The following is a 13,000-nucleotide window of genomic DNA, read 5'->3' on the forward strand; positions in this document are numbered from 1 at the left end:
GATATTTAACTCTATTTGGCTTCTCGTCTCACCATATTTAAGAAGAATTTTTGAATTCTATAAATGAAACGTGTGTAAAAAGTTCTATTGTATAACTCTTAAGCAGATTGCACCTTCAGTATGCTCCGCTTCAGGGTTGATCATCAATGCCCTCCATCAATGATTTCCCGGAACAGCTTCACGCCCGTTGCAATCAATTTCTCATTAAAATCGTATGTTTCGGAGTGAAGCGGCGGGTGCCCCTCCCCCGATCCCAGCCCAAAAAGCGTAATCGGGAATTTCTGTCTAAACTCTCCAAAATCTTCACTCCAGGGAAACGGATCGCTCATCTCTTCAACCTTCAGGTCTAAACGTTCTGCCGCCGAAATCACACCATCCACACCCTCCGCATGATTAACCGTGGCCGCAAAGGGCTCTGTTTTTTTCATCGTAATCTGCCCGTCAAAGTTTTTCCGGAGCTGACCGATCTTTTTTTCTACTTTCTTCACAGCTTTTTCCACCCATTCGTCCGACTCAGAACGAACCGTAAAACCAATACGTCCATCTCCCGGGCTGATGCCAAACGCTCTTTCACCCAGTTTGATGTAGGTTGTAACAATTTTATTGAGTGCCCCTCCCGATTGAAACTCATCAAACTCCCGGTTCACAAATAGCGTGAGCTCACTCATTACATCCGACGGATTGATCCCCTCCTCCGGATATGCAGCATGACTCGATCTCCCTTCAAATGAGATCTCCAGCCCAACAGAAGCCGCAGCAAAAACCTCACGCTTCACCAGAACCAGATGTTCCGCAAAGCCCGGTAAATTATGAAGAGCGAAAGCCTGATCAGCTTCTATTTCATCAAACGCCCGATCTGCAAGCATCGCTGCTGCACCCATTCCGGTCTCTTCAGCCGGCTGAAAAAGCAGCCATACATCACACATTTCGGGCGGCTGTTGATGCAGCTCTGAAGCCAAACCAAGCAGAATCGCCATGTGTCCGTCGTGGCCACACCCATGCATCACGCCATTGTTTGTTGATTGATAGTCCAGGCCCGTCTTCTCTTCCACCGCAATACCATCCAGCTCCGCGCGAAAAAGGAGTGTCTGTTTCGCCTCGCCCGTTGATGAGAATTTTGCCGCAATTCCATATCCGCCGATTTCGGTAATTAGTTGATCCGGCTTCAATGTTTTAAGGACTTCCGTAACCTTCTGAGATGTCCATTTCTCACTTCCGGAAAGTTCGGGTTTACTGTGTAACTCTTTTCGTAATTTTTTTAGGGAATGTAGGTTCATCTCTGCTTTTTGAATCTTTTCAACTCTTCCATTATAGCCGTTCTGAAAGAGAGGGACAAGCAGGTATTGGCTTGGGATTTTCAAGCTTTTAATTTCCATTTCAGACCACAGGACGATGATAGGCCAGCGACCCGTTTTACCCGGCAGTCTACACCGAATCATGGATACATTCGGAATGATGCTTACCAATCTCAACCCCTACATCATTAAACCATTTCAGTTAATTTTTGACATTTTAAACCATTTTAGTTAACTACTACCTGATTAAACTAAATCGGTTAATTATGAGCAGCTACATCGTTGTTATTGGTGACATCATAGAGTCTAAGGATTTAAAACCGGCTGTACGAAAAGATACACAGCATAAGCTGGAGGAGGTTTTTAAACAGTTAAACCGTCAAACCGGCCGGTTAATATCACCTTATACAATCACGCTTGGAGATGAATTTCAGGCAGTCTATCAATCAGCCGGGCAGCTATTTCACGATATCTGGACAATTACTGCTCAAATTCATCCCGTTCGGATACGGTTTGCAATCAGCGTAGGCGAAATTACAACGGATATTAACCGGGAAAAATCACTCGGCATGGATGGCCCGGCTTTTCACATTGCAAGAGATCGAATTGAACAGATGAAAGATGAGGATACGCTCCTCTCGCTGGTTACGGGCAACCCACCGTATGACCGATTGATTAACAGCAGTTTTCAAATTCTGGCCGGCAATCTTCGAACGTGGAACAAAAACCGGTTTTCCATTTTGAAGATGAGGTATGAGGATATGGAGGTAAAAAACATCGCTCGTGAACTGGGGCTTTCCGAAGTGGCTGTCTATAAGAATATCCGTGCCGGAACACTCGACGCAATTAGAGAATTTACAGAATGCATTTCAAACTTTTTAAATAAAATGGTGGACAGATGAACTACACAGTTTTTTTTGCGATTCTCAACCTGATTCTACTCTCCAGGCTCGGTTTCACCCTGCGCGATAAACCGCTCTCCAAGCCCCTTGATTTTATCCGCCTTACAGCAATTCCTCTGCTTGTCCTCCCCTTTCTCACGATAACAGCCGGCTGGATTGTGCTCACAGTTTACCTGCTCCTGCGTCCCGGAATAACCCGGCTTATGGAGCTCAACCCCGCCAAACTGAATCGCAATAGAGTGGCAGCACTTCTGATCGACTTTGTTGCAATAGCACTGTTAGCAAGTCCTCTCTTTTCTCTGCACGCTGCATTCTGGGTGGATGGAGTACAGCAGACAATGGTCGAACTTTTTTATCCCGGCGATCTGGCAGAGGGTGTGAGCTGGCAGACCCCATTTGCCCTGCTATTTGGTTTTCTGATGATCCTGAATGAGATCAATCTGGTTGTTCGATACATCCTGGAGAAGCTAAAATTGGCTCCCCTAAGTGAGATGGGCCAACAGGATATCGACGAAAAACAGTTCCGCACGGGCCGGGTAATCGGATTTCTTGAACGGATTTTTGTCTTTCTTTTTATTCTCTTAGGACAGTACACCGCGATTGGATTTGCATTGGCGGCCAAAGGTGTGGTTCGCTATCCCGAATTTGGCAACCGAAACTTTGCCGAATATATTCTCATCGGAACCCTGCTCTCCGTCCTGCTGGCCATGGGTGCAGCATTTATGGTCAAGCTGTTTCTTTGAGGCGTTTAAACATAGTGAACCGCAGCGGGTCCGGATATATTACCTCAGCTTCCACAGGAACCTCAAGTTATTCAACCGTTCTGCTCAAATCTGAGCACTCCCTGATTTTCATATATAACGTGAATTCACGAGTAAGAATCCTATTAAAGGAACTCCGCTCCTTCGCGAATGTTTTGAATCCTTGCCCGTCAAACTCGGCGGAATTCTGATGGGGATACTCCAATCTCCTTTTTGAATAGATTGCTAAAATGAAAAGGGTCTGAAAAGCCGATCTCAAAGGCGATCTCTTTTATACTGCGGACAGAGAACTTCAGTTCTCTCCGGGCATGAATCAGAATCTGTTCTGTAATCAACGATTTTGCTGTTACACCTATAACCTCTTTCGCCATCCGGTTCAGGTATTTTGGAGTCACATGCAGCATTTCAGCATATTGGCTCACCTGATGTACGGTACTGTAGTTTTTTGCCACCAGCTCCTTATAGTCGGCAACCAATCGAACTCCGTTATAATTACACTCACCGTTCAGGCGAATATTGCATCGGCTGTCGCAATAGACCAGTAGTGTTTTTAAAAGAGAAGCCACTCCCTGTTCCCGATTCGGAATGGCAGATCCGCAGAGCTCGTCAATCATCTCGGCGAGATTATGAATCCTGTCTCCGATTTTTGGACTCAATATGATTTTGGGGATCTCTCCAAACCCCGATAAAAGTTCAGCCTCCTTGATCCGAAGATTTTCTCTAACCCGATCCCTCATATAGGACTTTGAAAAGAGCAGGATCCAACCTTCAAAATCATCGCCCGGTTCAACAATAACATGCCGGGCCGGGGTCAAAAAGCAGATCAGATTGGAGCAGGCATCGAACTCCTGATCATCAATCCGAACCCGTTTGAATCCGTTTCTCATCCAGAGAATCTGATAGTACTCCCCATTTGTGTAATCTCTTTTCGCTGATTCAAAAGAGCGGATCAAAATATCATCCCGATTTCCCATAACACATTCTGTCTTTGCGGTTTAGAGTTCCTCAAAGCAGCGTCTCTCTCCTAACGAGTGAATGTAGTAAAAATGTAGATTCCGTGCTGACGCGGCTACATCAAGCTTCGTATCCCCAATCCTACACCATCAGTTGACAACCACCCCATCCTCAGATATCTTCTGACTGTCACTTTCTGTCAACTTCATTCATTGCTCATGAACACTCTGATCCGTCGTTTATCATTTATCGCTCTGCTTCTTCCCATTTTTGTCACACCTGTACAATCTCAAAGCGTCTATTACCCGCCTGCCGGTGATGCTTGGGAAGAGCGGGCACCTTCAGATGTTGGGCTGAATTCAGAGGCCATTGACAGAGCGGTGGAAATTGCCACGAATCATGAAAATAGCGTGGAGAGGGATTTACGCATTGCCATATTAAAAGGGTTCAGCTCAGAACCCTATCACTACCTGGCCGGACCGGTTCGTGAGCGAGGGGGACCGGCAGGGATGATCATCAAAAACGGATACATCGTGGCAAAGTGGGGCGACCTCAATCGAGTGGACATGACCTTCAGCGTCACAAAAAGCTATCTCTCAACCGTTGCCGGGCTGGCATGGGACAGCGGATTGATTCAAAACCTTGATGACAGAGTGAAAGAGTACGTCTGGGAAGAGCGTGTGTTTGATGGAGAGCATAACTCGGCAATTACCTGGGAACACCTTCTGAATCAATCCTCAGATTGGTATGGAACCCTGTTTGGTATGGAAGATTGGGGAGATCGTCCACCCCGCGACGGAGATATTGATACGTGGCGCATGCGTGAACTACATGAACCGGGAACCCATTACAAATACAACGATGTTCGGGTAAATCTGCTCGCATATTCGCTGCTTCATGTACTGCGAGAACCACTGCCCAAGGTATTAAAGCGGGAGGTGATGGACCCCATCGGGGCCTCCACAACCTGGCGCTGGTTTGGCTACGATAACTCTTTTGTGATGATTGACGGACTGGAGATGCAATCGGTGAGCGGGGGCGGACACAACGGCGGCGGACTCTTCATCAACACTTACGATCAGGCGCGATTCGGATTGCTGTTTGCCCGGAACGGCACTTGGAATGACCGGCGCATCATCTCACCTGAGTGGATCGAAATGGCCAAATCTCCGTCGGAACCAAACCCCGACTACGGCTACATGTGGTGGACCCTGAAGGGAGACACCGACTGGGGTAATGTTCCGGATCACCTCTACTACGCAGCCGGCTTTGGAGGAAATTTTATCATTGTTGATCAGGAGAAGGATCTGGTTATCGTCACGCGATGGCTCGACAATTCCGTACTCGGCGAACTTGTTGAAACTGTTTACACCGCCCTGAACTGATTCTCCCTCGTCCGTTGAATTCCGGGGTGCTTTTGCAGCGGTTCGCCTGACAAATTTCTTTTTGTTAGCAAGATGTCAGATGTAAGATAATCAGGCTTCAGAGTAGGATAGTAAAACTCACTTTAGTACTATAGCGGTCTGGCGGTTGTGCAGCGAGGCGACCAACAATCCAAAAGCCCCGAAACTCTAGCTCGTCCGCACGAACCGCTTATTAATGGCCGATTTGATTATTGGTTGGATTCGATGATCTCTTCAACTTTCGTTTTGAGATCCAAAATATCTTCAGTCGCCACAACCCAAACCATCTCAAGTGTAATGCCAAAATATTCATGTATGATAATATCTCTCATGCCGGCAATCTGACGCCAGGGTACATCTGGATCATCTTCTCGAATTTCATCAGGCAGGTGTTTTACAGCTTCACCAATAATTTCAAGCCTTCGAAGTACCGCATCCTGTTTCTCAACATTTTCATAAAACTCATCTTCTGAAACTCCCTCTAGAAATCGCTGAATATGGCCAATACTTTCTAAAATGTCCTGAAGGTAGACGTCAGGTTTTCTTCTGCTCATAATACAGGCTCTTCATCCTGCAGGATTTCATCTTTCAAGGCAGGCTTGATGGCGTCATACTCAACAAGGTCAACCTTCATCCCCAATGTGTCTTCCAACTCCTGCTGAATTCCAATAAACTCCAACAAGCTGATTTTCTTGTCAATTTTGACAAGTAGGTCAAGGTCATTTACGACAGATTCACCTCGTGCAGACGATCCGAAAATCCCGGCTTTCTTGATGCCGTATTTTTTCAGAATGGGTTTGATCTGCGATTTTATGTATTCGAGGTTATTCATAATGTCGGGTTTTGAGTCTTTCCCTAATATAATAAAAGAAAAAGGAATTTAGGTTTCAGAATGATACAGGTATAACGGTTTGGTGCTTCTGCTGCCTGGCGATCAACTTCAAGGTTGAGCAAGAAACCGTGACAGGTCAGCAGGAAGCACTGGTTATACCCACGGGTTTTATGTTCGAGATTTCCAGTAACCCGGTTTACGCCTTAAATTCATTACAGCAAAAATTATAACCTGGTCATCTTCAACCGAATAGATAATACCATAGGGAAAACGAGACACTAAAAATCTCCTTTCAGTTTTCGTGATCTTTGTTCCAGAAGTAGGTTGCTGAGTGATGACATCCAATACTTTTTCTACTTCATCAACAAAATTATCCCCAAGGCCAACTACCTGCTCTTCGTAATAGTCAGCTGCTTCAAAAAATTCTTTTCTGGCTTCTGAATGAAAGTTAATTGTCACTGTTGAAGGCGTTTTCTCACTTCACTTAATACATCCGAAGCAGAGTGAAGAGAAGCCTCACCAGATTTTAGTGACTCTTTTCTCTTTTGAACTTCATCAATCCAAGCTTGTTCAATATCTGGATCAATCCTGCCATGTATACTTTGTAGTAATTTGTCAGCCAGACGCGCTTTATCCCTTTTGTTTAGATTCAAGGCTGAATTTTCTATCTCTTTAAAATCGGTATTCATAGCTGTTGTGTTTAATTTACTCCAATGTAATTAATAACGACTAAAACCGGAAGAAATTCGATTCTTGAGTAGAGGGCCTAACATATTATTGATGAACATACTTCATTTTCTGAGTTCAAGTAATAAGTGCAACACGAAAAATAACCCTGAGGGGCGCGCCCCTCAGGGTTTTCGGCCAAGCGGCTTATATTCGTGTTACTATGCAAAAATACAAACAACTTGACCTTAAAGCTCGTCATCAGATCAAAGCCCTGCTGCAGGCAGGCCACTCACAAACCAAAATCGCGCAAATAATCGGAGTTCACAAATCAACGGTCTCCCGGGAACTGTCCCGTAACGTCCCCACTCGCGGACCCTATGCCAATGAGTATCGCCCGGAGGCGGCTCAGCGTAAAACCAACCAGCGCCACCGCAATAAACGTAAACATTGCCGGTTTACCGAGGATTTAAAAGAAGATGCCATCCAGTGGCTGACCACCGAAAAACTCTCTCCGGAACTGATCAGCGGACGCTGGAACGTTCAGGGTACTGGCGGGGTGAGCCATGAGGCGATTTACCAATGGATCTGGCGAGGGAAGGCCAGCAAGGATCCTGTCACCGCCGGGCTTTACAAACACCTTAAACATGGCCGGAGACGGCGTAAAAGAGGTAATTATAACGACTCCAGAGGAGTTCTCTGTGGCCGGGTGGGAATTGAGCAGCGCCCGAAGGTTGTTGGTGAGCGCACACGCCTTGGCGACCTGGAAGCCGACTTTATGATGGGCAAAGCTCACAAGTCCGCCTTGCTGGTCATCACCGATCGGGCCACGCTTCTAACCCGGCTGAAGAAGGTCACCAGCCGGCAGGCCGATTGCACCGAAGCCGCCATTGAGCAGATGCTGGGGCGGGTGCCCAAAGCCTTCATCAAAACCCTGACCCTCGACAATGACAAGGGGTTTGCCAACCATCAGTCGATTGGCAGAACATTAGACGCTAATGTGTACTTTACCCGACCATATACCTCACAGGATAAGGGCACGGTTGAAAACAGAATTGGAGTAATTCGACAGTTCTTTCCAAAGGGTACAGATCTGAGGGAGGTATCCGAGCGGCAAATCAAAACCGTCGAGCGTCACCTCAACAATCGACCTATTCGAAAATTTGATTACCTTTCACCTATTCAACAAACCTTAAAACACCGCGCTGTTGCATTAGTGACTTGAACACGGCTTTCAATAAATACAGCAACTTCGGCTTTACCAATTTATAGTTAGTGATTTTAAGGTGTGATGTTCAATAACATCGTTCAGTAAAAAATATATTGAACATTCCGGTCTCTTAAGCTCTTCTCTTTACGCTTCTTTCAATTTCCGTATCTTTTTAACTGCAACTTTTATCAAACCAGTACCCAACTTAATGAACCTCCTTGCTCAGGAAAAATCGCCCTACCTCCTTCAGCATGCCGAGAATCCTGTGGATTGGTTTCCGTGGGGCGAAGAAGCTTTTGAAAAAGCGCGGAAAGAGAATAAACCGGTGTTTCTGTCGATTGGTTACGCCACCTGCCACTGGTGCCATGTGATGGCGCATGAGAGTTTTGAGGATGAAGGGGTGGCCCGGCTGATGAATGATACGTTTATTAACATCAAGGTGGACCGCGAAGAGCGGCCCGATATCGATAATACCTATATGACCGTCTGCCAGATGCTGACCGGCCAGGGCGGATGGCCGCTTACCATCATCATGACGCCCGACAAAGAACCCTTTTTTGCCGCTACCTATCTACCTAAACGCTCTATGCAAAATCGGATCGGGATGGTGGATCTGATTCCTCAAATCAAAAATGCGTGGAAGAATGATCAAAAACGTATCAATGAAGCCGTGCAAAGAATTAAGGAGGGTTTTTCAAAAAGCCTGCAGTTGGGGCAATCGAAACAGCCACTTCCCAAAAACATTACGCAAGAGGCGTTTCAAAACCTGAAGGATCGCTATGATCCCGAATTTGGAGGTTTTGGCGGTTCACCCAAATTCCCCTCCCCGCACAACCTTCTCTTCTTGACTGATTACGCCCGGATTCATACCAGTGATGAAGCCAAAGAGATGGTGCAAAAAACCCTGCTTCAGATGCGGCTCGGTGGACTCTGGGATCACATCGGCAAGGGATTTCACCGCTACTCAACCGACCAACAGTGGCTTCTCCCCCACTTCGAAAAGATGCTCTACGATCAAGCCACGCTGTTGATGGCCTACGCCGAGGGATGGAAGCTCACCGGTAAGTCACTTTTCAAAGAGACGGCTCTGGATATCGTGGAATATGTCGAAACTCAACTGGCGTCGCCTGAGGGACTCTTCTACTCCGCCGAGGATGCCGACAGCGAAGGCGAAGAGGGAAAGTTTTATGTCTGGAGCCGGGAAGAGATCGATGAAATTTTAACCGATGAAGAGTCCGAGCTTTTTTGCAGGCTCTATAATATACGCGCTGAAGGAAATTTTCTGGATGAATCCACCCGGCAGCGAACCGGTAAAAATATTCCGCATCTGTCCGAAGCACTTTCTGAAACAGAAGAAAATAAGCTTTCTGACATCCGCCAAAAACTGAATGAACGACGGCAAGCGCGAATCCGTCCGCTTCTGGACGATAAAATCCTGACCGACTGGAACGGGTTGATGATTGCGGCCCTGGCCAGATCCGGCACTCTTTTAAAGGAACCGAAATTGATTGAGAAAGCAGAGAACGCATTCCAACTGCTTCTAAAACTTTGCAAAACGGACACATCCACGCTGCTTCATCGCATTAAAGATGGCGAAGCTGACATTGAAGGGATGGCCGATGATTATGCCTTTCTGATCTGGGGAGCGATCGAACTTTACAACGCCACCTTTGATCCTGATTTTCTCTCAGAAGCCGTTGATCGTCAAAAACATTTTACCGAGTATTTTGCTGATGAAAAGCATGGCGGATTTTTCTACACGGCTGAACACGCAGAAGAGCTGCTCGGCCGGCAGAAAGAGATTTACGACGGTGCGATCCCTTCATCTAATTCAGTAACTGTTTTGAACGGCTCCCGGCTTTCAAGGCTCACCGGCAATTCAGATTTCGAACATCAAAGTGAGCAGATTCTGAAGGCTTTTTCCGATCAAATTTCCGATGCGTCGGCCGGCTATACCTTTGCGCTGTACTCTCATCAATGGATGTATCATCCATCCTACGAGATACTCATCTCGGCTAAAGAGCTTGATGATCAAACAAACTCATTGATTGAAACGGCAAGGGAGTACTCCGGAATCGGTTCAGTCATTTTATTAAAAACCGGACAATCGGCTGCTCAACTCGAAACCATAGCACCCTTTACCCAATCCTACACGGCCGGGGAGAAACCGGCCGTTTATGTCTGCACAGATTTCTCCTGCAAAGCTCCGGTTTTTGATGCCGATTCCCTGAAAGGCCTGCTTCAAAATTAAAGGTTCACTCTTGATAAATGATTCTTATTTTCAGGTATTGGAACGCAAAAAAAATCTACCATACCAAATTAATCAAACAACATGACAGATATTGAGAAGGGATCGATCTCCTATTCCGTTGACGATAACATAGGCACTATCGAATTTCATCATCCAAAAGGAAATTCCCTGCCGGGTGCTCTCCTCAGGGAGCTGGCTGAAACGATTGAGAATGCCGGTAAAAATGATGGAAATAACGTGATTGTCATACGCAGTAAAGGTGAAGGAGCGTTTTGCGCCGGTGCATCTTTTGATGAGCTGCTGGCCATTGACAACTTTGTGGATGGTAAAAAGTTTTTCATGGGATTTGCCCATGTTTTGAACGCCATGCGAACGTGCCCAAAGTTGATTGTTGTACGGGTTCAGGGAAAAACCGTTGGCGGCGGAATCGGGATTGCATCAGCGGCCGATTACTGTATCGCGCACCGGAACGCATCCATCAAGCTGAGTGAACTTGCTTTGGGAATCGGCCCGTTTGTCGTGGGCCCGGCCGTCAGCCGAAAACTGGGAACCGCGGCGTTTTCTTCTCTCGCACTGGATGCCCGTAACTGGTATACATCCGATTGGGCTCACTCGAAGGGACTGTTCAATAAAGTTGTGGATACGACCGAGGAGCTGGATGAGGCGGTTCAGCAGCTTGCTTCAGATCTTGCTTCCAGCAATCCGGAGGCGATGAAAGAGATGAAAGAGATTCTCTGGCAAAGTACCGGCCACTGGAACTCCACTCTGGAACAGCGGGCGGAAATAAGCGGACGTTTGGTTCTGTCTGAATTTACCCGAAATTTTATCCGGGAGTTTAAAAAGAAGTGATTTCTATTCCACGTGGCACGCTTTAAAATCGTGCCACGAGAGCTTGATAAGTTTGGCTAACCCTTGGAGGTTTCAATTCTTTACACACCCCTTCCTTCCAAAGCTTCAGCGCTGGCAGGCTTAAATCCCCTCTCCCCGAATCACTCGGGACAGGCAAGAGGGGACTTTTTAATCGCATTACTTAAGTTCCTCATCAATTTTCTGATCCATCAACACCGGATTCTCGGTAAGCTCATCTTTTGGCTCTTTCACCATAAACCAGGCAACTGCAGAAAATGCCACGGTTACTGAACAGATCACCAGCAGAATGGTTTTTGCTTCGGCAGATTCGACGATCTCTCCCACCGCAAAACTGGATACCAGCTGAGGGAGAACTACCGATAAATTGAACAATCCCATGTACAGACCCATTTTATTCTGGGCGATTTTTTGAGACATAATCGCAAACGGAAGGCTGATGATCGAAGCCCACCCAATCCCGACAACGGCCATAAGGATGTAGAGTATAAATGGAGAATTGCCCAAAAAGACAATACTGGCGTATCCAATGGCCATGATGACCAGCGACCAGGCGTGGGTTTTTACACGGCCAAACCTGTTTGCCAGCGGTTCCAGGGCAAGCACCGGAATGATGGCAGCCACAAGGTTCAGAGAAAAGAAGCTCCAGTTGACAACATCTCCAACTCCTTCATTCGACAACCCCGGTATTTGAAAATCCACAAACGCAAAAAAGTAGATGAACATACTTTGAGCTCCTATCCATGAGAAAGAGTGAGCCGCCAGCACTTTTTGAAACCCGATTTTTCCGGCCTCCTCTTTGCTCTTTCCCTCTTCGCTTTTGAAAAGCGCTTCAGCGATCAAGAGTACCGATGCTCCCAGGGCGATAACCTCAAACCAGTACCCCGGAAACTCAAAACCTGACAGCCGTTTAATGATGGCGTAGATACCGTAAATCAAAAATCCCCACAGCGGCCTGATGCTCTTCAAAATTTCAGCAAGAGATGCCTCATTGATGCTGCCGGGAAACTCATCCTCTGCAGCTTCCTTCGCAATCTCCTCTTCATCCTCTCCATATCGTCCCAGATATTTTGGCTCTTTCACAAAAAACGGCGGGATCACAGAGAAGAAAAACACCAGCCCCGCACCAAAATAGATTAGTGTAATATTACCTAACGTTGCTCCGATAAAATATGAGAGAACCCCAAAAGTACCGGAAATGGTCTGCATCCAGGTATACCCTTTCGTTCGTTCTCGTCCCTCCGGCGTTACGTCTGCGATAATGGAACGGGTTGGATTAAAGGAAACATTGATGGAAAGATCCAGCACCATCGAAATAAGTATGGCAATTCCAAGAATTGCTTCAAGCCCCATGGCGGCCTGAATGATACCAAGATTGGGCAGTGCCAGTAACATGAGTGAAGCGAGTGTACCACCAATCACGATAAATACACGCCGCCTCCCATTCCAAACCCAAACATTGTCGCTGATAATCCCGATGATCACCTGACCAAGGATTCCTGCAATGGGACCTGTTGCCCATACCAGCCCGATATCAGAAATTTCGAGGCCGTATTGGTAGGTCAGAAGCCAGCTAAGTGCGGCAATTTGAACGGAGAGCGCAAACCCCATCGCTGTTGAAGGCAGTGCGAGAAAGGCATAAAATGAATTGGATAATCTCTTCTGAATATCGAGCATAAACAGTTCGGTAATTTTAGTCTGCAGAATCTTGAACCATTTATTTTAATGAATCCCGCACCTAAATCATAGACGGATTTGAGTCCCGGATTTTACAATTCATTAACCCGCCCCATCTGAAGAGCGCATAAATAATCACTATATTCTACTGCTCAATGTTATTACAAATTTCAATCTCTCCT

General features: G+C 46.5%; 13 protein-coding genes. 6 read left to right on the forward strand and 7 right to left on the reverse strand.

Translation table 11 applies throughout. The features are described from left to right. Positions 1-143: 143 nt before the first annotated feature. Positions 144-1,361 carry an amidohydrolase gene (locus BG260_RS12925; protein WP_176719503.1) on the reverse strand — a complete coding sequence of 406 codons (1,218 nt, stop codon included), beginning with the start codon at positions 1,359-1,361 and terminating at the stop codon, positions 144-146. Positions 1,362-1,561: 200 nt separating this feature from the next. Between BG260_RS12925 and BG260_RS12930 the strand changes: the two genes are divergently transcribed. Then, complete coding sequence (locus tag BG260_RS12930; protein WP_069133374.1) at positions 1,562-2,197, forward strand: SatD family protein; 636 nt, start codon at positions 1,562-1,564, stop codon at positions 2,195-2,197. Next, a complete protein-coding gene (locus BG260_RS12935) occupies positions 2,194-2,940 on the forward strand; it encodes a hypothetical protein (RefSeq protein WP_069133376.1) in 747 nt (248 codons plus the stop codon). Before BG260_RS12930 ends, BG260_RS12935 begins: the two co-directional genes overlap by 4 nt. 188 nt (positions 2,941-3,128) lie before the next feature. Here the strand turns inward: BG260_RS12935 and BG260_RS12940 are convergent, their stop codons facing one another. Continuing rightward, the gene (locus tag BG260_RS12940) at positions 3,129-3,932 is read right to left on the reverse strand and encodes a helix-turn-helix domain-containing protein (protein WP_069133378.1); all 804 of its coding nucleotides are present in this window, start codon (positions 3,930-3,932) and stop codon (positions 3,129-3,131) included. A gap of 198 nt (positions 3,933-4,130) precedes the next feature. Here BG260_RS12940 and BG260_RS12945 point away from each other — a divergent pair, with 198 nt between their 5' ends. Then, positions 4,131-5,297 carry a serine hydrolase domain-containing protein gene (locus tag BG260_RS12945; protein ID WP_069133379.1) on the forward strand — a complete coding sequence of 389 codons (1,167 nt, stop codon included), beginning with the start codon at positions 4,131-4,133 and terminating at the stop codon, positions 5,295-5,297. A gap of 227 nt (positions 5,298-5,524) precedes the next feature. On the opposite strand, the gene BG260_RS12950 is transcribed toward BG260_RS12945, so the two are convergent. The 4 genes from BG260_RS12950 to BG260_RS12965 form a co-directional block, all read right to left on the reverse strand. Continuing rightward, positions 5,525-5,869 carry a HepT-like ribonuclease domain-containing protein gene (locus tag BG260_RS12950; protein ID WP_069133380.1) on the reverse strand — a complete coding sequence of 115 codons (345 nt, stop codon included), beginning with the start codon at positions 5,867-5,869 and terminating at the stop codon, positions 5,525-5,527. Further along, positions 5,866-6,147 (reverse strand): nucleotidyltransferase family protein, encoded by a 282-nt coding sequence (locus BG260_RS12955; protein ID WP_069133381.1) that lies wholly within the window; start codon positions 6,145-6,147, stop codon positions 5,866-5,868. Before BG260_RS12955 ends, BG260_RS12950 begins: the two co-directional genes overlap by 4 nt. 168 nt (positions 6,148-6,315) lie before the next feature. Then, a complete protein-coding gene (locus tag BG260_RS12960; RefSeq protein ID WP_069133382.1) occupies positions 6,316-6,606 on the reverse strand; it encodes a type II toxin-antitoxin system RelE/ParE family toxin in 291 nt (96 codons plus the stop codon). Beyond that, entirely contained in the window at positions 6,603-6,836 is a 234-nt protein-coding gene (locus tag BG260_RS12965; protein WP_069133383.1) for an addiction module protein, read from the reverse strand. Before BG260_RS12965 ends, BG260_RS12960 begins: the two co-directional genes overlap by 4 nt. Positions 6,837-7,036: 200 nt before the next feature. On the opposite strand from BG260_RS12965, the gene BG260_RS12970 reads away from it, so the two are divergent. From BG260_RS12970 to BG260_RS12980, 3 genes are all read left to right on the forward strand, one after another. Continuing rightward, positions 7,037-8,038, forward strand: coding sequence for an IS30 family transposase (locus tag BG260_RS12970; protein WP_069133384.1), 1,002 nt, complete (start codon positions 7,037-7,039; stop codon positions 8,036-8,038). A gap of 193 nt (positions 8,039-8,231) precedes the next feature. After that, a complete protein-coding gene (locus tag BG260_RS12975) occupies positions 8,232-10,274 on the forward strand; it encodes a thioredoxin domain-containing protein (RefSeq protein ID WP_069133385.1) in 2,043 nt (680 codons plus the stop codon). An 81-nt stretch (positions 10,275-10,355) separates the two neighbouring features. Next, positions 10,356-11,123, forward strand: a complete 768-nt coding sequence (locus BG260_RS12980) for an enoyl-CoA hydratase/isomerase family protein (protein ID WP_069133386.1) — start codon at positions 10,356-10,358, stop codon at positions 11,121-11,123. Between the two features lie 177 nt (positions 11,124-11,300). Here BG260_RS12980 and BG260_RS12985 read toward each other — a convergent pair whose 3' ends face one another. Next, entirely contained in the window at positions 11,301-12,818 is a 1,518-nt protein-coding gene (locus BG260_RS12985; protein WP_069133387.1) for an MFS transporter, read from the reverse strand. Positions 12,819-13,000: the final 182 nt, after the last annotated feature.

Origin of the sequence: Rhodohalobacter halophilus, from assembly GCF_001715195.1 — a bacterium.
In the GTDB taxonomy this organism is placed as follows: Bacteria; Bacteroidota; Rhodothermia; order Balneolales; family Balneolaceae; genus Rhodohalobacter; species Rhodohalobacter halophilus.